Source organism: Sphaerochaeta sp., from assembly GCF_050256055.1.
GTDB lineage: Bacteria > Spirochaetota > Spirochaetia > Sphaerochaetales > Sphaerochaetaceae > Sphaerochaeta.
Genome location: NZ_JBFWIJ010000006.1, coordinates 70896 through 88965 on the forward strand (window position 1 = coordinate 70896; position 18070 = coordinate 88965).

The 18070-nt window shown below is 51.4% G+C and carries 18 protein-coding genes; 11 read left to right on the forward strand and 7 right to left on the reverse strand.

What is annotated here, in order from left to right; translation table 11 throughout:
• Window positions 1–10: 10 nt before the first annotated feature.
• From AB7C91_RS03910 to AB7C91_RS03935, 6 genes are all read right to left on the reverse strand, one after another.
• Complete coding sequence (locus tag AB7C91_RS03910; protein WP_332446874.1) at window positions 11–1372, reverse strand: MATE family efflux transporter; 1362 nt, start codon at window positions 1370–1372, stop codon at window positions 11–13.
• A gap of 50 nt (window positions 1373–1422) precedes the next feature.
• A complete protein-coding gene (locus AB7C91_RS03915; protein WP_332446873.1) occupies window positions 1423–2214 on the reverse strand; it encodes an ABC transporter ATP-binding protein in 792 nt (263 codons plus the stop codon).
• Window positions 2207–3157, reverse strand: coding sequence for an ABC transporter permease (locus AB7C91_RS03920; protein ID WP_332446872.1), 951 nt, complete (start codon window positions 3155–3157; stop codon window positions 2207–2209). The genes AB7C91_RS03915 and AB7C91_RS03920 overlap by 8 nt, the downstream gene beginning before the upstream one ends.
• A 66-nt stretch (window positions 3158–3223) precedes the next feature.
• On the reverse strand, window positions 3224–4225 hold the full coding sequence (locus tag AB7C91_RS03925; RefSeq protein WP_332446871.1) for an ABC transporter substrate-binding protein: 1002 nt from the start codon (window positions 4223–4225) through the stop codon (window positions 3224–3226).
• 217 nt (window positions 4226–4442) lie between these two features.
• A complete protein-coding gene (locus AB7C91_RS03930) occupies window positions 4443–5450 on the reverse strand; it encodes an ABC transporter substrate-binding protein (protein ID WP_428589357.1) in 1008 nt (335 codons plus the stop codon).
• Window positions 5451–5598: 148 nt separating this feature from the next.
• Entirely contained in the window at window positions 5599–5871 is a 273-nt protein-coding gene (locus AB7C91_RS03935; protein WP_332446869.1) for a hypothetical protein, read from the reverse strand.
• A gap of 128 nt (window positions 5872–5999) precedes the next feature.
• Between AB7C91_RS03935 and pdxA the strand changes: the two genes are divergently transcribed.
• From pdxA to AB7C91_RS03975, 8 genes are all read left to right on the forward strand, one after another.
• Entirely contained in the window at window positions 6000–7013 is a 1014-nt protein-coding gene (gene pdxA / locus AB7C91_RS03940; protein WP_428589360.1) for a 4-hydroxythreonine-4-phosphate dehydrogenase PdxA, read from the forward strand.
• Window positions 7014–7033: 20 nt separating this feature from the next.
• Window positions 7034–8176 (forward strand): tetratricopeptide repeat protein, encoded by a 1143-nt coding sequence (locus AB7C91_RS03945; RefSeq protein WP_428589363.1) that lies wholly within the window; start codon window positions 7034–7036, stop codon window positions 8174–8176.
• 4 nt (window positions 8177–8180) lie between these two features.
• Window positions 8181–8726 (forward strand): cob(I)yrinic acid a,c-diamide adenosyltransferase, encoded by a 546-nt coding sequence (locus tag AB7C91_RS03950; RefSeq protein ID WP_332446865.1) that lies wholly within the window; start codon window positions 8181–8183, stop codon window positions 8724–8726.
• Between the two features lie 80 nt (window positions 8727–8806).
• Window positions 8807–9439 carry a CpsB/CapC family capsule biosynthesis tyrosine phosphatase gene (locus AB7C91_RS03955; protein WP_332446864.1) on the forward strand — a complete coding sequence of 211 codons (633 nt, stop codon included), beginning with the start codon at window positions 8807–8809 and terminating at the stop codon, window positions 9437–9439.
• 33 nt (window positions 9440–9472) lie between these two features.
• On the forward strand, window positions 9473–10720 hold the full coding sequence (locus tag AB7C91_RS03960) for an AAA family ATPase (protein ID WP_332446863.1): 1248 nt from the start codon (window positions 9473–9475) through the stop codon (window positions 10718–10720).
• 2 nt (window positions 10721–10722) lie between these two features.
• Window positions 10723–11370, forward strand: a complete 648-nt coding sequence (locus tag AB7C91_RS03965; RefSeq protein ID WP_332446862.1) for an RloB domain-containing protein — start codon at window positions 10723–10725, stop codon at window positions 11368–11370.
• Window positions 11371–11376: 6 nt separating this feature from the next.
• Window positions 11377–12264, forward strand: coding sequence for a helix-turn-helix transcriptional regulator (locus AB7C91_RS03970; RefSeq protein WP_428589367.1), 888 nt, complete (start codon window positions 11377–11379; stop codon window positions 12262–12264).
• Window positions 12265–12272: 8 nt separating this feature from the next.
• Window positions 12273–13115, forward strand: a complete 843-nt coding sequence (locus AB7C91_RS03975; protein WP_332446860.1) for an alpha/beta hydrolase — start codon at window positions 12273–12275, stop codon at window positions 13113–13115.
• Here AB7C91_RS03975 and AB7C91_RS03980 read toward each other — a convergent pair.
• Window positions 13112–13789 (reverse strand): HD domain-containing protein, encoded by a 678-nt coding sequence (locus tag AB7C91_RS03980; protein WP_428589370.1) that lies wholly within the window; start codon window positions 13787–13789, stop codon window positions 13112–13114. The two genes, AB7C91_RS03975 and AB7C91_RS03980, sit on opposite strands and share 4 nt — an antisense overlap.
• A gap of 162 nt (window positions 13790–13951) precedes the next feature.
• On the opposite strand from AB7C91_RS03980, the gene gltX reads away from it, so the two are divergent.
• The 3 genes from gltX to tyrS are packed head-to-tail and all read left to right on the forward strand — an operon-like array spanning window position 13952 to window position 18029.
• Window positions 13952–15436: a glutamate--tRNA ligase gene (gltX, locus tag AB7C91_RS03985; protein ID WP_332446858.1), complete on the forward strand. Its 1485-nt coding sequence runs from the start codon at window positions 13952–13954 to the stop codon at window positions 15434–15436.
• Window positions 15437–16768 (forward strand): glycine--tRNA ligase, encoded by a 1332-nt coding sequence (locus AB7C91_RS03990; RefSeq protein WP_332446857.1) that lies wholly within the window; start codon window positions 15437–15439, stop codon window positions 16766–16768. It begins immediately after the preceding gene.
• A 1-nt stretch (window position 16769) separates the two neighbouring features.
• Complete coding sequence (gene tyrS, locus AB7C91_RS03995; protein WP_332446856.1) at window positions 16770–18029, forward strand: tyrosine--tRNA ligase; 1260 nt, start codon at window positions 16770–16772, stop codon at window positions 18027–18029.
• Window positions 18030–18070: the final 41 nt, after the last annotated feature.

Here is an 18070-nt window from a genome sequence, read left to right on the forward strand (position 1 = left end):
AACCGCAGGCTTAAATTACATGGATGGTTTTCCATTTTCCCTTGGCAAAACGATGGATGAAGAAAATGCTTCTGCTTACCCAATCGATGTACATGCCCGTCCATACCCCGTAGATGCCCCAGTTGAGAATGATCGCCAGAAAATAACTCATACCTACGCGGAAGAACCACATGCTGAACATGGAGACACCCATCGTATATTTGGCATCCCCGGCCGCACGGAGGAAATTGGGGAGGGAAAACGCCGTAGGCCAGAAGGTGATGGTGAAGATCATCGCCGAGCGAAGGACATTGCTTGCCAGATTTGTCGCTTCTGCGCTGAGATTGAAAATGGCTACCACCTGGGGAGCGAAAAAGAAGACCGGGATGGATATGAAGGCCATGGACAGATAAGCAATCAAGATCAGTTTTTTTGCATAATGAACCGCCTGTTCCGGTTTCTTCGCCCCGATGGCCTGGCCGATGATGGTGATCGAGGCAAGCCCGATGGCACCCCCGGGAATATTGACGAAGGAGGCCACCGAACCGGAAATGGCATTTGCCGCGAGACTGGCGGTGCCGAAGGCTGCGATGAATCCTTGTACCAAGAGTTTTCCGATCTGAAACACACTGCCTTCCACTCCATTGGGGATACCGATATGCAGGATTCGCTTGATCATCTCCCAATGCCATTCGAGTTTCCGATAGTTCCTGATAGAAATCTGATTGTTCGGCCCGGCTATGAGCACCAGGATGATCAAGGCTCCGAGAATCCGGGAAATCAATGTGGCCAGTCCAGCTCCCACCACCCCGAGCTGCAGAACGAAAATGAAATACGCATTTCCCCCGATGTTCACCAAATTCATGACGACACTCACCCACAGGGATACTTTGCTGTTGCCCATGGAACGGAACAAAGCGGCACAGGCGTTATACGCGGCCAAGAAGGGGAGGGAGAGCAGGATATACAAGAAATAGGTGGAGCCTTTGGTCAGTACACCCTCTTCGATCGAACCGAAGATGAAGTTGATGATTTGCCGTCTGAAGGGGATGCAAAGCAGCAACAACGCCGTGGATACCGTCAATGAAAGAACCAGCAACTGCTTCGCTGCACTGTTCGCCGAAGCATAGTCCCTTCGCCCCAGATACTGGCTTGCCACCACCGCACCACCGGTGGCAAATGCGGCGAACAACTGGACGATGAGGATGGTGATCGAATCGACCAAACTGATGGCACTGACCGAAATTTCTCCAGCCGATGCCACCATGACCGTATCCGCCATCCCGATGGTCACTGCAAGGAATTGCTCGATGACCAGGGGGATGATCAGGGTATAGAGAAACCGACGGGTGAACATGGGGACCAGCGCCGTGGTGGTGGGTGGAACTTTCACAGTCAGTATCTTAGGCGGATTCTCACGGCAGAGCAAGTGCCGTGAAGCCTTTACTCCTTGGTAAGCAATCCTTCGTCATTTGCAAAGGTCTTGTTCCTCAGGTCCTTGAACAGCTTCACCAGTCCTTCGACCGTCAGACTTGCCTTCTGCTGACCTGCGACATCCAGGATGATGTTCCCTTCATCCATCATGATCAGACGATTGCCGAAATCGATGGCGAACTGCATGTTGTGGGTTACCATCAAGGCGGTCAACGCGTATTCATTGATGAATCGTTCAGTCAAGTTCATGACAATCTGCGCATTTCGGGGATCGAGTGCTGCGGTATGTTCATCAAGCAGGAGCATCTTGGGCTTGCTCATGACGGTCATCAGCAAGGTCAGTGCCTGCCGCTGGCCTCCGGAGAGCAGGCCTACATTGTCCTTCAGACGATCCTGGAGGCCGATGAGGGTGAGCAGACTTTTGAATTGCTCCCGCTTCTCGTTGTTCAGACTGATCTTCAGTCCTTTCATGCCCTTGGTTTCTGCAGTGATCATATTATCCTCGATGGACATGTTGGCAGCCGTTCCTTTCGTGGGATCCTGGAAAATTCGGCCGATGGTCATCGCCCTCTTGTATTCCGGACTGGAGGTGACGTCCACCCCGTCAAAAAGGATTTTCCCGTTGGTGACGGGGTAGGTGCCGCTGATCAGGTTGAACAAGGTGGATTTTCCCGATCCGTTCGAACCGACGACACAAATTACATCGCCTTTGTTGACATGGAGATTGATGTTGTCCAAGGCCAGTTTCTCATTTACCGTTCCGGGATAGAAGACTTTGGTGATGTTGCTGAGATCAAGCATTGGTGGACTCCTCTTCGTTCTGATGTCGTGCCAGCGAACGGGCGATGGCTTTCTTTTTCGCTCCCGCTGAGGAGGCCGCGCTTCTGGTCTGCGCGATGAAGAGGCTTCCAATGACCAGAATACCGGTCAAAAGCTTGAAGTCATTGGGGGTGATATGCACCAAATAGCCGTACTTGCGGCCAAAGAACATCAGAGCCTTGTAGATGATCGCCCCAAGAACGGCGCGCAAGGTAAGCAGGGAGATGCGGTTGGTGGAAAAGAGAAATTCACCGATCATGATAGCCGCCAAGCCCTGGACGACCATGCCTTGTCCAAGGTTCGCATCAGCAAACCCTTGGTACTGTGCCAGCATTCCACCCGAAAGGGCGATCAGACCGTTGGAAAGTCCGATACCCATCAACTTGAGCACATCGGGGTTGATTCCTTGGCTGATGACCATCTGCTCATTGCCGCCCATGGCTCCCATGGCGACTCCCAGATCCGTTCGGAAAAACACATCGATGAGGACTTTGACGAAAAGCACCACCAAAAGCGTCCCCAACAACGAGGCATATTCGCTGGGAATGAAGCTGAACGTTTGCGGAAGCTTTGAATAGAGCGTCTCGACCCTGAGCAACGGTACATTGGCTTTGTTCCCGAGGATGCGCAAGTTGATCGAATAGAGCATCGTCATGGTAAGGATACCGGCAAGCAACCCGGGAATTTTCAATTTATTGTGAATGGCAGCGGTCACCATTCCTGCCAGAACACCTGCAAGAAATGAAAGCAGCAGTGCCACAAACAAGGGTAATCCGGCAATAATGGACATCGTGGCCACAGCCGCCCCGGTGGCTACCGAACCATCACAGGTCAGGTCTGCGAAGTCGAGGATCCGGTAGGAGATCAAAATACCGATGACCATGAGGGAAAAAACCAGGCCATCCACAAAAATTCCTTCAATCATGTAAAACCCCTTACATAGAAAAACCGCCGGCCTCATGCAAGTCCGGCGGCACAATCACAGCCCGTGTTATTGGGTGATCTTCTTTCCGTCCTTGATCAGCACCGCTGCACCATCCTGCAGTGACTGCGGAATAGTATAGCCAAGCTTCTTGGCGGTATCAAGATTGAACCACAATTCAAATTTAGTGGGATCGGTAATATAGACCGTACCGATCGTCCCCGCCTCGGTTCCCTTGAGAATCTTTTCAATAACCTTGCCGGTCTCAAGACCGATGCTGTAGTAGTCGAATCCCCAAGCGATCATGGCATCAAGCCCTTCGATGCCGCTGGGATCAGCGCTGAAGAGGACTTTGCCGGCTTTCTTGGTGACATCGTCGATGGAGGCCAGAGCACTGATCACGGCATTGTCGGTGGCGATGTAGATGGCATCAACGCGGTCGATGATCGACTGGGCGGCCATTTTCACTTCACTGGAATTGCTGATGGCGGCCGGTACGAATTCAACTCCGAATTTGGCACAGGCAGCCTTGGCCATTTCCATAAGCACCACACCATTGGCTTCACCCGAAGCATAGATGTTGCCGATGCGTTTGGCTTTGGTGATATCAATCAAGAGTTTGATCTGTTCCTCGACCGGGTTTTTATCTGATACCCCGGCGATGTTCTTGGCAACCAAACCTGCTTCATCGGCATCGGTGACTGCACTGAAGACCACCGCAGTGGAGGAAGTTGCGGGGAATACCTGGGCAAGAGCCTGAGCCGACGGGGTGGCGATACCCACTGCTACATCAACCTTGTCGCTCTTGAACTTCTGGGCGATGGAGGATGCGGTGGAAATATCCCCATTGGCATTCTGCAGGTCATAGGAAACCGAGAGACCGGTGGTTGCCAGATAGTCCATCATCCCCTTTTCAGCGGCATCGAGGGCAGGGTGAGCCAAAAGCTTGGAAATGCCGATTTTGTAGGTAGCGGGACCACTTTGCTCGGTCTGGCCTGCCCCAAATGCATTCAGACTGACCAACAAGCAAAGAACGAGGGAAATCAACAGAGAGCGACGGGTAATTTTCATGTAGGTTCCTCCAAACAGGTAATCCTTTTCGTTTGCAAAACTATAGCCTTATTTTCTGGATTTGTAAATCACATTATGCAATTATATGAATATAAATTCAAATAATATACAGATTATATAAGCAGTTATCCTGCCTTGATCACCCTGGTTCCTTCATAATGAAAAAAGGGAGCCTGCCCCGGCTCGGGGCAGGCTCACCAACAAGGAGTGATGAACGTTACTGTTGTATTACTTTTTTCCCATCCTGGATGAGCAATTTGGCTGATGCACGCAAATCGTCAGGGATGGTGATCCCCAGTTTCTTTGCGACATCAAGGTTGAACCAGAGTTCAAACTGCGAGGGATCCTCGAAGAAGATGGCTCCGATGTCCCGGGGCTTCTCACCTTTGAGAATTCGTTCGACGACCTTCCCGGTTTCTACTCCTACGGTGTAGTAGTTGAATCCCCAGCTCATCAGGAAATCGATGCCTTCACTGCTGGTAGTATCGGTATTGAACAGAGGGATTCCGGCTTTGCTGCATACTTCGCTTACACTGGGAATGGCACTCACCACCGTGTTGTCGATGGCGATGTACATTGCATCGATGCGCCCGATGATGGATTGTGCAGCCATCTTGACTTCACTTGAATTACTGATGGCAGCGGCCACGAATTCGACCCCGTTGTCCTTGCAGATCTGCTTGGCCATTTCCATCTGTACCACGCCGTTCGCTTCGCTGCTGGTGTAGATCATACCCAACCGTTTCGGTTTGACGATCCTGAAATAGGTTTCCAGCTGCAACTTCAGTGGATTGAGATCGGACACTCCGGCAATATTTGTATCCTCGGTTTTCTTGTAATTGGCGACCAAACCAGCGGCCAACGGATCGGTGATGGCTCCGAATACGACGGGTTTATCGGTAATGACCTGTGCAAGGGCTTGGGCCGGGGGGGTTGCTATACCGACGACCAGGTCCTTGTTGTCGCTCTTGAACTTCTGGGCGATGGCGATCGCCGTGGAGATGTCAGCATTGCAATTCTGCAGGTCGAAAGTACAGGAAAGATCGGTACTGTGCAAATAGTCGATGATGCCTTGCTCGATGGCATCGAGGGCCGGATGGCTAACCATCTTGGAAATACCGATGGAATAAGTTTTCTCGGACACAGGTTTTTCCGTGGTCGGTTGGGCACTGAGGATGGCACTGACGCCAAGCAGGATGACAAGCAACTGGGTGATACGTTTCATGGTCTCTCTCCTTCGTGATGGTGTTACTATACAGAGAAACGAATGAGCATGCAAGTATCTTTTCATAGAAACATAAGATTTTTCTTGAAGGACAGAAAAAAACCTCCCTGAACGTATTGTTCGGGAGGTTGTGGTGTCGAAGCATCATTCAGAAGGTGTCTTGGTCGCCTTCATCGTCGAATTCATCGTCATCGGTGAAGAACTCATCCTCGAAGGATTCGTCCCCCTCGACCATGAACCCATCGTCGAGCAGTTCGTCATCCTCTTCCTCTTCATCCAGGATTTCGTCGTCATCACCGAAATCGATCATTTCCGGAGCATCATAGATATCAGCAAGATAGGCATCCTCTTCGTCCTCAAGCCTGCTGAAATAACGATCTTCCTCATCATCGAGATCATCTTCGTCGCGGTATTTCGCCATCCCCGTACTCCTTGAAACAAGAATCATTTCCCACTGATTACACCATAAGAGAAGCTTTGGCGGTTGTCAATTGCTCACCGCCTTTGTGCCTGCTGGACAGTGGGGATACAGGCTGTTATGATTCGCACATGAGTATCAATCGTACCTATTTGGCCGTCCCGTTCGGGGATCCTGCAGGCATCGGTCCTGAGATTGTCCTGAAGGCAATGCAGAAGGCAGAACTTCCTGCTTCCATCGGTTTGATCGTCGTCGGGGATGAGCAGTTGTTTTCCAAAGTTGCAAACGATCTTCATCTGGATGTTCGTTTCGATTCGGTGGTAACGGACCATCCTTCCTTGAGCCAGGCAATACAGGATGGATATCAACGTATTCTCTATGCGCAGCATCTGGTGGATATGGCTTCTTTTTCCTATGGGATCGTCAGCGCCATGTGCGGTCGCTCTGCCTACAGAAGCGCCGAGATCGCTGTCGAGTTGGTGAATGCGGGGTTCGCCTGTTCCATCGTTACACCTCCTCTTCACAAGGAAGCATTGAAGGCCGCCGGTATCAATCAGATCGGGTATACCGAGATCCTTTCCGATTTAAGCAATACCACCGGGGCAGTGACCATGTTTGACACCATGGGGTTGAAGATTTTCTTCCATTCCCGTCATCTTTCCTTGCGCAAGGCTTGTGATGCGGTTACCAAGGAAAGTCTGATCCAAACCATCCTGCGTTGTGATGCGATCACCAAAGCACATGCTGCGTTCGATACCAAGCTCAGTCTTGCGGTGGCTGGGTTGAATCCACACTGTGGGGAACACGGTTTGTTCGGCGACGAAGAAATGACGGCCGTCGAGCCGGCAATCGAAGAAGCCCGGAGACAGGGTATCGACGTCGTCGGTCCGATCGGTGCAGACTCGGTGTTCTACCAAGCCCGCATGGGGAAATACCGTGCCGTCATTTCCTTGTATCATGACCAAGGGCATATCGCCGCAAAGACGTACGATTTCAACCGTACCATTTCCATTACGTGGAATCTTCCGTTTTTGCGCACCAGTGTCGATCATGGAACAGCCTTCGATATCGCTGGTACGGGGACAGCCGATGCACAAGGGATGATCCGTGCACTGGAAGTGGCTTGTCAGTATACGCTCGCATAACCTGCAGGTGAGGAATGAATATGAAACATATGTTGCGTTTTGTGTTGGTTGCCATGATGGTTTTCTTGCTTACCTCTTGTGCAACAACCGTTACCGTTCGCCATCTGGTACCGGCCCAGGTCGACCTCAGTGGGCAGCGATCATTGGCCGTCGCTTCGACCGACGCATTTCGGTTCCCCTATGGACGACCGCTCAGTCCCTGGATAAGCGGTCTGCAGGAAACTGATTTCACCCTGAGCAGTGGGTATGATACCCGTCTGGCAACGCAAGTGAGTGAAAGTGCAACCTCCCTGATCAGGGAAGCGGTTGACAATACAGGGTATTTCACCGTGCTTCCCCCCAAGGTGACGGATGCCTACCAAACGCTTTCCAAAACCGGGGAGGATGTGTTCCAATTATTGCTGGACAAAGGGATGAAAGCCTTGTTGACCAGTGAGATTTCCTACATGGACGTCGATGAATCCATCGTAGGAAGGGATGTTCGCCAGTTTGTGACTGAGGGCGGAAAAACCTATGAGAAAGTGACCAGCAGGGAATATTATCTTGTCCAGAAGGCAACGCTTACCCTAACTTATTCGTTGTATGATCTTGCGAGCAAGCATATCCTGATTTCGCAAAGCTTCACAGACAAGCAGGAACGGGAGACCAAGGTGGGCATACGGACCTATACGAGTGACGGGTATCAGGACCAGCGCTTGTACTCCAGTGGGTACGCTCCTTCCTTCCTGCCTTTGTTCCAAACCATCTTGGATCGATTCTCCTCCACCATTTCCCGTCAGCTGGCTCCGTATTACGAAACCAAGCATCTGGTTCTGATGCCGAACAAACCGAAGCTGGAGATAGCAAAGGATGCGTATACCTGGGCTGAACGGGGTGAATATGAACGTGCCTATGATCGGTTCGCATCCATTTATCAATCTTCGCATCAGCTGAGTGCCGGCTACAATGCAGCCTTGATGCTCGAGGCGCTTGGAAGACTTCCCGAGGCGGTGGACCTGATGAATGCATTGTACAACGGAAGTGGCTCACCTCAGGCATACAAGGAATTGCTTCGTATGCAACAGACATTGAGTCAGGAAGAGAAGGCCCAGAGGCAGATCAACGGGGACCAGGAAAGGGACGGCCAAGGGGTGACCATGACCCAATTCGTTACGATGGAGTAGGCGGATGAAAGCACAAACACAAGCATTGATTCTTGTCTACACCGGGAATGGAAAAGGAAAAAGTTGCGCTGCAATGGGACAGTTGGTACGGGCCGTGGGGCATCAAGGACGATGTGCCGTCGCCCAGTTCATCAAACAGGACCCCGAAGTACTGGATAGTGGTGAATACAAAACCGTAAAACAGCTCGGAGTGGTTTGGAAACAATTCGGGGCTGGATTCACCTGGGTGGGTGAGAATGACAGACTCAACGCCGAGCTGGCCAAGAAGGGCTGGGAACAGGTGAAACGATGGATCTCCACTTCGTCCTTCGATCTCATCGTGCTCGATGAATTCACCTATACCTTGTCCCTGGGGTATCTGGATACACAGGAAATCTGCAGCTGGTTGGTTGATCATAGGAACAAGGAAGGGTTTCCCCATCTGGTCATCACCGGACGGGATGCCCCGAAGCTGCTTCTCGAGGTTGCCGACATGGTCAGTGAAATCCAGGAAGTGAAACATCATATGCGGAAAGGTGGAATGAGCGCAGTTCCCATGATTGAATTTTGATATCCTGAAAGGGCAATGTGCCCCTTTTTTTCTTTCACATTTTCTCAGTTACGGATATAATCATCGGGAGGAGTTGCATCATGAACCTAGGTGATCTGCATTGTCATCTGCTTCCGCTTATTGATGATGGGTATGTGAAAGAAGATACGTTCAGTCGAATGATGACGCTCTATCTTGAGAATGGCATCACGACGATTGCGTTCACCCCGCATATTTACAACCCCTATGTAACCACTGATATTCCATCGTTGCGCAAACGGTATGCCTGGGCTGAGCAAATCGCCCGGTCCATCGGTGTAACCACCTACCTTGGCAGTGAGTTGTACATAGGAGAGCAGGAGAACCTGAGATGTGTGCCGATCAACGGCCGGTATGCATTGATCGAATTCGGTCTTTCCCTTCCTCCTCTGCATCTCCTTGAGAAGGTGAGGCAGCTGCGGGACCAGGACCTCGTTCCGATTCTCGCACATGTGGAACGGTATCGCTGGCTGGAGCCGGAAAGCCCGATTCTTGCACAGCTCCTTGATCTGGGCTGTCTGTTACAGAGCAACGTGGAGGCTGTGGAGAATGGTGATTCGCTGCCGTACCTGAAGCGAGGATTGATCGATGTAATCGCTACCGATAACCATGGGGATGAACGTCTTCCCCTTCGCTTGGTACAGGCTTTGAATACGTGGCCCGATATCTATCGGAAAATGGAACAACTATGGTAATTCCACCCACAAGGGTGAGTGAGGAGGTAGCGCATGCTGCTGGATATGACTATTGCGAACTTCAAGTCCGTAAAGTCGGCACAGACGATTTCGTTTGAGGCTGTGAAAGACAACCGGTTTCCCGAATCAAAGGTAGTGCCGGTGAACGAGAAATTGAAGCTCATCAAGACTGCGGCCATCGTCGGACCGAACGGAGCAGGGAAAAGTTCCTTCGTACGTGCTTTGGAAGCCCTCAAGGGCATCATCTGTGCTCCCGAAGAAAGCGAGAATCCCCTGCAGATACTCAGCGGGACAGCTTTCGCCTATTCAGAGGAAAAGGGAATGCCGGCCACCATCATTCTCCGGGTGCTGATCGAACGGGATGAGGAGACAGGAGAACCTACGATCGCCCAATATACGTTGGTCGCCGATCGGGAAAAGATCTTTGAGGAATCGTTGTATCACATCATCGGTCGCTCGAAGAAATTGATGTTCGAACGGAAGCTGGATGAATCGGCTTTGCTTCTTGATGATGCAGAGCTGACCTACTCCTATCGGTGGGGGAAGATGTACCGCGGGGAAAAGAAACGGTTGGTCAACAAGGTCGATGAGAAGCATGTATTCCTTTCCGCTTCCGCCATGAAGGGAAGCGAAACGACGACCAAGCTGTATGGATGGATGAATGAAAGCTTGCACCTTCTGCCGATGGGCGTATCCAATATCAGCGAGAAATATCTCATCACCCAGTTGACCGAACATCCTGATTGGGTCCAACAGTTGATCAATTTCCTGTGGAGTGTCGACATCACTGATATCCGGGACATCCGGGTAAAGGATGACCGCCTGATTTTCATCCACACCAACGTCACCCAGCATTATGCATCCTATTTTTCCCTGGAGAGCCTGAGCCTGAGAAGGCTATGCCTGATGGGAGTGGCATTCTTTGAGAGTTTCACCAAGCATAAGACCTTGATCGTCGATGACTTCGGCATGCTCCTGCATCCCAATGTGCTTTGTCATATCGTTGAGATCTTCGAGGCAAGCAATACCGGGTACGGCTCCCAGATGTTGGTGGTGGATTGCAATCCTTCGCTGCTGAAACCGGGCTTGCTCCGACGTGACGGGATTTATTTCGCTGAGAAAAACAGTGAAAGCGCCACCGTCTATTTCAGCCTTGCCAATTTCAAATATTCACGCAGCAACGACAAGACCCAGACTCAGTACATGAACGGAGCTTTCGGAGCCCTTCCTATACTTTCCGAGTTCTTTTTTGTCGCTGAAAATACGGATAAGGAGGAATAATGATGGCACGCAAACGTATTTCGCAGCAACCACGCAGGACCATTCTGGTGGTGACTGCCACCGAGGCGGAGGCCTTGTATTTTTCCCAGATGCGCAAGGATTGCCGCTATTCCAACCTGTCCGTCGTTTGGGAACCGAATTGCAAGGACTTGGAGCACTTGATTACGGTGACCGGGAAGATGCGCAACAGCCAGAACTTCTCCAGCGCCTGGGCACTGTTCGGATTCTCCGATCTCAATGAGACCGTCCAACACGTGAAGGAGCTAGAGGAATTTGCGGAGAAGAAGAAAGTGAAGCTTGCTTGGAACAATCCTTCACTGCCGCTCTGGTATCTTTTGCATCTGCAGCAACCCAAGGGATTCGTTGCCGATCCAACGATGATCGAGCGTGCGCTATCCCAGCCGTTTCCCAACTTCCGTGGTGATGCCGCCTACCTGCTCAAGGATGGCATGAATCTGCATCTCCGACTCTATGCGGCAAAATCGAAAGCGGCAGTCAATGCAAGTGCCTACAATGCGTTGGTTGCACCGAAGCTCGGTCTTGCCGCTACCAATGTGGTGGCTATGTTGAATGATATCACCGATATCTGTGGACTGGCGGATCTTACGCATAACCAGAAGCAACTTGGCTTGCAGAAGAAGAACGGGTAGGCCCAGGTGAGCGGAATTCTCCTGTTGACCTATATGCTTGCATTTGCTCTGGGATGCATGACTTTGGCCTTGGCCATCGTATATCGTCTTTCGGTGAAACAGCATTGGGCAACCTATTTTATTGTGTGTCATGCATCCCTGTTGGGGTGCATGATGCTTCTGGCCTTGCAGATTCTCTCCAAGTTGTTCCTCACCGGGCTGATCTACCAATTGGTCTCGTACAGCATTGGGGCTGTGTTCATCGCCGATTTTACTTTTTTGATCGTCTTCATTCCGTATTTCACCACATGGGTCATCGCCCACCCGTGGCGGCAACCGTACAAGGGAACCTTCTTCAGTCTGGCAGCTTTGTATCTGGTTTTGGGGGTATGCCGTCAGGTGTTGGACCTTGCATTGCTCGATCAGGTCATGCTCTTCGTTTTTGTGTTCGTGGTTGCCTTTTGTCTGGTCGTTATGCTCAAGAACCTGAACTCAATCGCGAACAAGACGGCCAGAGCTTCGGCGATCTCGATCATCATCGTCAGTGCATCGATGGTTCCCGCCATCCTGCTCGCCTTAATTTTTCCTTCGGTAAAGCCTTTGATGTTCGGTATTTACTTTATTGCTCTTTCGATTACGATCATGACGTTTCTCTTCATGGAATTCGTACGTCTGGGCAGAGAATCCTCGGTCGGCCCGAAGGAGCTTGTCTTGGAGGATTTGGAGGAGTACCATATTACCGAACGTGAGTTCGCCGTAATCAGGCTGATCAGCAAGGGATGCACCAACAAGGAAATAGCAGGGGAACTCGGCATCAGTGCAAATACGGTGAACAATCATGTGGCGAACATCTTCAGCAAAACGAAGGTGCGTAGCAGAATCGACTTATTGAACCTGCTGAAGCAGAGTTGGTAGGAGAAGCTATGAACATTACCTATGAAGTTCCGGATTGGACTGAACATCATTATCAGGACAAGGCGCCGGTGAGGCGCTGTGCACGTGCATGGGCGATGGTCCACCCTGATGCGGTGGGGAAGGCTGTGCTGCTTTGTCATGGATACACCGGATATCCCGGAGAGTTGATACGTCCTGGCAAGGATCTCTATGAAAAGGGTTATGATGTGTATTGCCCGCGCTATCCAGGGCATGGGACCAGTGCAACTGATTTTCTTGCCTCAAAAGCCGAGGATTGGATCGGTACTGCGTACGATGCGTATGCATACCTTGCCCAGCGCTACGAACAGGTGAGTCTCGTCGGCCATTCGATGGGTGGGGCGATAGCAACCATCATCGCCGACGCCTTCGACGTGGACACCTTGGCACTGCTTGCCCCCGCTTTGGTGATTCCTTCACTTCCGGTGACCCAGATCCGGCTCTTGCGCTTTTTCATCAAGCGAAAAAAGGTTTCCTGGCAAAGTGATCCGGAGTATCGCCTGCAGTATGAGGGGGATGCCGATGATGACGAATATCTGGGCTCCCAATACTGGTCCTACCTGTATCCAAAAGGACTATGGGAGTTGGAACGGGTACGCAGGCAGGCAGTTGCATGTCTCGATCATTTGGTCAGCGATGTGCTTTCGGTGAGTGGAGGACTGGACAAAACCATTCCGCAGGAGGCCTCGGTTCTGATCACCAGCAGGGACAAGGGATTGAACAAACACCTGCACATTCCCCAGATCGGGCATCTGATGCCGTATGACAAGAATCAGGAAGCGCAGGACCAGGCTATGGCCGCTGTGGTCTCTTGGATCGAAGGCAATCGTTAGGGGCGTCTGAGATATTCGTAGATTGCTGAAAGTTTATCGCTTATGCTGACTACGATGCTTTCCGGATACCGTGGAAGCTCATGCGTCTTGGGGAACATATGCTTGACGATGATATCCTCTTCCCGCGCATTTACGGAGAAATATGTTTTTGCATTTTCCAAGGCGATATGCGGGTGATCCTTCCCATGGGAGGAACGTTTTGCGTCAGCTGCCTTGCGTTGTCTCCAGTCATACAGGAAGAAGTCGTGCAGCAATCCTCCCCGGGCTGCGGATACATAATCCAGGCCGAGTGATTTACTGATTCGGTAGGATAGATAGGAAACCCGTGTCGCATGGTCGTAAATATGATTGGTGTGATGCTGGAATTCCTTGAGTCTGAGGAACTGCTGATGGTCGAGTATGTCCTCCACCAAGAGTATGTGTTCACTTCTCTGTTTGAACGTGTTTGCACGATGGATGGTGTAGGCAAGCAAGAGGCTGACCAAAGAGATGAAGAGGAATGCATGCTGGAGAGGGAAGGGAACCATGCTCTGCAGCGGGCTTACGAATTGCGCGGTGGAAAAGGTGGTGAATAAACCCACAGGAAGCCGGAAAAGCCTGGGAAGGTATGTGGTTCCACCAGCCAGAAAGGCAGGAAGTGCGTTGGGTATCAGAATGATCCTCCATATATACAATTGAGTGTAAGGTATCGAATTACAAGCTGTTGGTCAAGCGTGCAACCTCAGTAGGACCCTAATGGGGACAAGTGTCGGGAAGCAGGGCTTTCCTGCTCTCGATTGTGTTGCTATAATCTTCGTTTTACGGTACAACAGTACCATTGAGAGGAGTATATCCCGATGGAAGTGAGAGTACGCTATGCCCCTTCCCCGACCGGCTTGCAGCATATCGGTGGAGTAAGGACTGCATTGTTCAATTATTTCTTCGCTCGTGCAAACGGGGGAAAATTCATTCTGCGTGTCGAGGATACCGATCGGGAACGTTACAGCGACGAATCCCTGCAGGATTTGTACGATACGCTTTCATGGCTTGGCATCACTTGGGATGAGGGACCGGTTGTCGGAGGTCCGTTCGGTCCGTATGTGCAGAGTGAACGGTTTGCTTTGTATCGGCAGTACGCCGAACAGCTGGTACGGGATGGAAAGGCCTATTATTGCTATTGCACTCCCGAGCGGTTGGAAGCGCTTCGGGTCAAGCAACAGGCAGAGAAAAGTGAACAACAGGGATATGACCGCCATTGCCGGCATCTGACAGAGGAGATGCGCTTTGAATACGAGAAAGCGGGCATCAAGCCGGTCATCAGGCTCAAGGTCCCTACTGAGGGAAAGACGACGTTCCATGATGTGCTGATGGGTGATATTACCCGTCGCAACCGTGATGTCAGCCCCGATCCTGTGCTGCTCAAGAGCGATGGATTCCCCACCTATCATCTGGCCAATGTGATCGATGACCATATGATGGGCATCACCCATATCATGCGTGCCCAGGAGTGGATCCCCTCCGGACCTCTGCACATCCTTTTATATGAGGCATTCGGTTGGGAACCGCCGCTGTACTGTCATCTTCCCATGGTCATGGGTAAGGATGGCCAGAAACTCTCCAAACGCCATGGTTCGACCAGCGTTCGTGATTTCCGGTCGAAAGGTTATCTTCCCGAGGCACTGATGAATTACGTAAGCTTGGTCGGGTGGTCCTACGACGGGCAGCGGGAATTCTTCAGCAAGGATGATCTTGAACATCTGTTCTGTCTGGAGAAGATCAACAAGGCTCCGGGAGTATTCGATTACAAGAAACTAGACTGGTTCAATGGGCAATACATCCGCCAGAAGAGTGACGAGGAACTAGCACAGTTGCTGCTTCCATATCTGGAGGATGCAGGTTTCCTTCCGTCCGAGCTTTCTGCTTCCCAGCAGGAGAAGCTGATGAGGCTTACTTCTGTAGTCAAGGAACGGTTGAAGGTGCTCGGCGATGTGGTCGAGCTTTCCCGTTTCCTGTTCGAGGAGCCGATGTACGAGGATGTGAACCTCTTTGCAGCCAAAGGAGTTCAGCTTAGCGATGCACTGGAGGCGCTGGAGAAAGCATATGCCATCCTCAGGGATGGTCTTGACCGCAAACTGGAGCACGCTGCGATCGAGCAGTCGTTGACTGAGTTGGCAACACAATTGAATCTGAAGGTGAATGGGGTGTTCATGCCGATCAGGGTGGCTTTGACCGGGAGTACCGTCAGTCTTCCCCTGTTCGATTCTATCAACCTGCTTGGGCAGGATGCTACCTGTGCACGTATTGAAAACGCATTGGCTTTACTGAAGAGAGAGGTACGATAAATGGCAGAAGTAACGATGGACAAGATTGTCTCCTTGTGCAAGCGGCGTGGATTCATTTTCCAGTCGAGCGAGATTTATGGAGGTCTCAATGGAGCCTACGACTACGGGCCGTTGGGCGTCCAGCTGAAAAACAACATCCGTGATTTCTGGTGGAAGGAGATGACCCAGATCCATGATGACATCGTTGGACTTGATGCTTCAATCCTCATGCATCCGCGGGTTTGGGAAGCCAGTGGCCACGTTTCCAATTTCAGTGATCCGATGGTCGACTGCAAGCAGTGCAAGGCTCGCTTCCGTGCCGATCAAATCGACCTGAAGGGCGCATGCCCGAACTGTGGCACCAAGGACAGCTTCACCGAACCGAGGAATTTCAATCTGATGTTCGCCACCCATATCGGTGCCAATGCCGATGCCAGTTCGACCATATATCTCAGACCGGAGACTGCCCAGGGCATCTACGTGGATTTCAAGAACATCGTTTCCTCCAGCCGCGTGAAAGTTCCGTTCGGTATCGCCCAGATTGGTAAATCATTCCGCAATGAGATCACCACCAAGAACTTCATCTTCCGTTCCTGTGAGTTCGAACAGATGGAAATGCAGTGGTTCTGCAAGCCTGGTTCTGATGACCAGTGGTTCTCCTACTGGCGTGAACAGCGGATGGCATTCTATCACAAGATGGGAATCCGTCCCGACCGGCTTCGTTGGCACCAGCACGGGCCGGATGAACTTGCATTCTATGCAAAGGATGCCTATGACATCCAGTTCTACTTCCCCATGGGTTGGCAGGAGCTCGAAGGGGTGCATGACCGTACCGACTATGATTTGACTCAGCACCAGACGTTCAGCGGCAAGGAGATGACCTACCTTGATCCGGAGACCAACGAACGATATATCCCGTACGTGGTTGAAACTTCCGCAGGATTGACCCGCAACGTCCTGATGGCCCTGAGTGACGCCTATGACGAAGAAGAGCTTGAAGGCGGTGATGTGCGTACGGTCCTCCATTTCCATCCGAACATCGCCCCGGTCACCGTGGCCGTACTGCCCTTGGTGAAAAAGGACGGCATTGCGGAGTTCGCAAGTAACCTTGAGAAGGAAATGCGTGAGGATTTCTCCACCTTCTATGATGTAAGCGGTGCCATCGGACGCAGATATCGACGCATGGATGAGATTGGGACCCCGTATTGTGTTACCGTCGACTACCAGACGCTTCAGGACAATACGGTGACGCTGCGCCTGCGTGACAGCATGGAACAGGTGCGTGTGGCAATCTCAGACCTGGTGGCTACCATCAAGCAAGCTACCAAGGAGTACAAGCGGGCGGAGAATTAGGATGAACAAAGCACTTCAGACCTTGATCGACCGAGGGTTTGTCAAGGCATGTACGGATTATGAGGCACTCAGTGATTTGATGGACCGTGAGCCGGTGACCTTCTATGTGGGGGCTGACCCGACAGGCAGAAGTCTGCATATCGGTCATATGGTACCGTTCTTCGCAATGCATCATCTGCAGCTTGCAGGCCACAACCCCATCGCCTTGGTCGGTGGGGGAACCGCCATGATCGGAGACCCCTCAGGCAAGACGGAAATGCGCAAGATGCTCACCCCCGAGCAAGTGCAGGACAACTGCAAGTCGATCAAATCCCAGCTGGGAACAGTGGTCGACTTTTCCGAACATCCTGCAAATGGCATGGGAAAGGCGATCATGCTCAACAACGCCGATTGGCTGACTGATCTGAACTACATCACCTTTCTCAGGGAGATCGGGCGCCATTTCTCTGTCAATCGAATGCTTACCTTCGAATCCTACAAGCAGCGCCTGGAACGGGGATTGTCATTCATCGAATTCAATTACCAATTGCTGCAGTCCTATGATTTTTTGGTATTGAACCAGAATCACAACTGTCGGTTGCAGATCGGTGGTGACGACCAATGGGGCAATATTGTCAGCGGTATTGAACTGATCCGGAAAATGAACGGCAATGAGTGCTATGGACTCACCTTCAATCTGATTACCCGTAGCGACGGTCATAAAATGGGCAAGAGTGAGAAGGGTGCGGTATTCTTGGATCCCGAATTGTACAGCCCCTATGACTTCTACCAGTATTGGCGGAACGTGAATGATGATGATGTGATCAAATTCCTGAAGTTGTTCACCTTTCTTCCCTTGGATGAAATCGCCGAATACGAGAAGAGCGGGGTGAATATCAACGATGCCAAGCAAAGGCTTGCCTATGAACAAACGAAGATCGTCCATGGCGAGCAAGAGGCTGAGAAAGCCCGTGCCGCAGCCAAGACCATGTTCCAAGGTTCCTCCCTCGGCCAAGCGGGCCGGGAGGGAATGAACAGTCTTGTCCTTGAGAAGGAAAAGCTGGAGCAGGGCATTCCAGTACTCGAACTGTTCAGCATGACTGATCTTGCAGCCACCAACAGCGACGCCAGACGTCTGGTCGTTGGCGGAGGTGCTTGGATCGGTGAAACAAAGATTGATGATCCAAAGATTTTGATTGATGCAAGTTTCCTCGATGGCTATGGGGAAATGATACTCCGTGCCGGAAAGAAGCGGTATTTCCGCATCATCGTGGAAGTATGACACAAAAATGGAGGGGGGATACCCCCTCTTTTTTACAAGAA

Excerpts from the sequence above, each read along its gene's own strand:
- AB7C91_RS03945 (WP_428589363.1), top strand. The coding sequence starts at position 7,034 with ATGAAACATATGTTGCGTTTTGTGTTGGTTGCCATGATGGTTTTCTTG.
- AB7C91_RS03920 (WP_332446872.1), bottom strand. The coding sequence starts at position 3,157 with ATGATTGAAGGAATTTTTGTGGATGGCCTGGTTTTTTCCCTCATGGTC.
- AB7C91_RS03955 (WP_332446864.1), top strand. The coding sequence starts at position 8,807 with ATGAACCTAGGTGATCTGCATTGTCATCTGCTTCCGCTTATTGATGAT.
- AB7C91_RS03975 (WP_332446860.1), top strand. The coding sequence starts at position 12,273 with ATGAACATTACCTATGAAGTTCCGGATTGGACTGAACATCATTATCAG.
- AB7C91_RS03965 (WP_332446862.1), top strand. The coding sequence starts at position 10,723 with ATGGCACGCAAACGTATTTCGCAGCAACCACGCAGGACCATTCTGGTG.
- gltX (WP_332446858.1), top strand. The coding sequence starts at position 13,952 with ATGGAAGTGAGAGTACGCTATGCCCCTTCCCCGACCGGCTTGCAGCAT.
- tyrS (WP_332446856.1), top strand. The coding sequence starts at position 16,770 with ATGAACAAAGCACTTCAGACCTTGATCGACCGAGGGTTTGTCAAGGCA.
- AB7C91_RS03930 (WP_428589357.1), bottom strand. The coding sequence starts at position 5,450 with ATGAAACGTATCACCCAGTTGCTTGTCATCCTGCTTGGCGTCAGTGCC.
- AB7C91_RS03925 (WP_332446871.1), bottom strand. The coding sequence starts at position 4,225 with ATGAAAATTACCCGTCGCTCTCTGTTGATTTCCCTCGTTCTTTGCTTG.
- AB7C91_RS03915 (WP_332446873.1), bottom strand. The coding sequence starts at position 2,214 with ATGCTTGATCTCAGCAACATCACCAAAGTCTTCTATCCCGGAACGGTA.
- AB7C91_RS03950 (WP_332446865.1), top strand. The coding sequence starts at position 8,181 with ATGAAAGCACAAACACAAGCATTGATTCTTGTCTACACCGGGAATGGA.
- AB7C91_RS03990 (WP_332446857.1), top strand. The coding sequence starts at position 15,437 with ATGGCAGAAGTAACGATGGACAAGATTGTCTCCTTGTGCAAGCGGCGT.
- AB7C91_RS03960 (WP_332446863.1), top strand. The coding sequence starts at position 9,473 with ATGCTGCTGGATATGACTATTGCGAACTTCAAGTCCGTAAAGTCGGCA.
- AB7C91_RS03935 (WP_332446869.1), bottom strand. The coding sequence starts at position 5,871 with ATGGCGAAATACCGCGACGAAGATGATCTCGATGATGAGGAAGATCGT.
- pdxA (WP_428589360.1), top strand. The coding sequence starts at position 6,000 with ATGAGTATCAATCGTACCTATTTGGCCGTCCCGTTCGGGGATCCTGCA.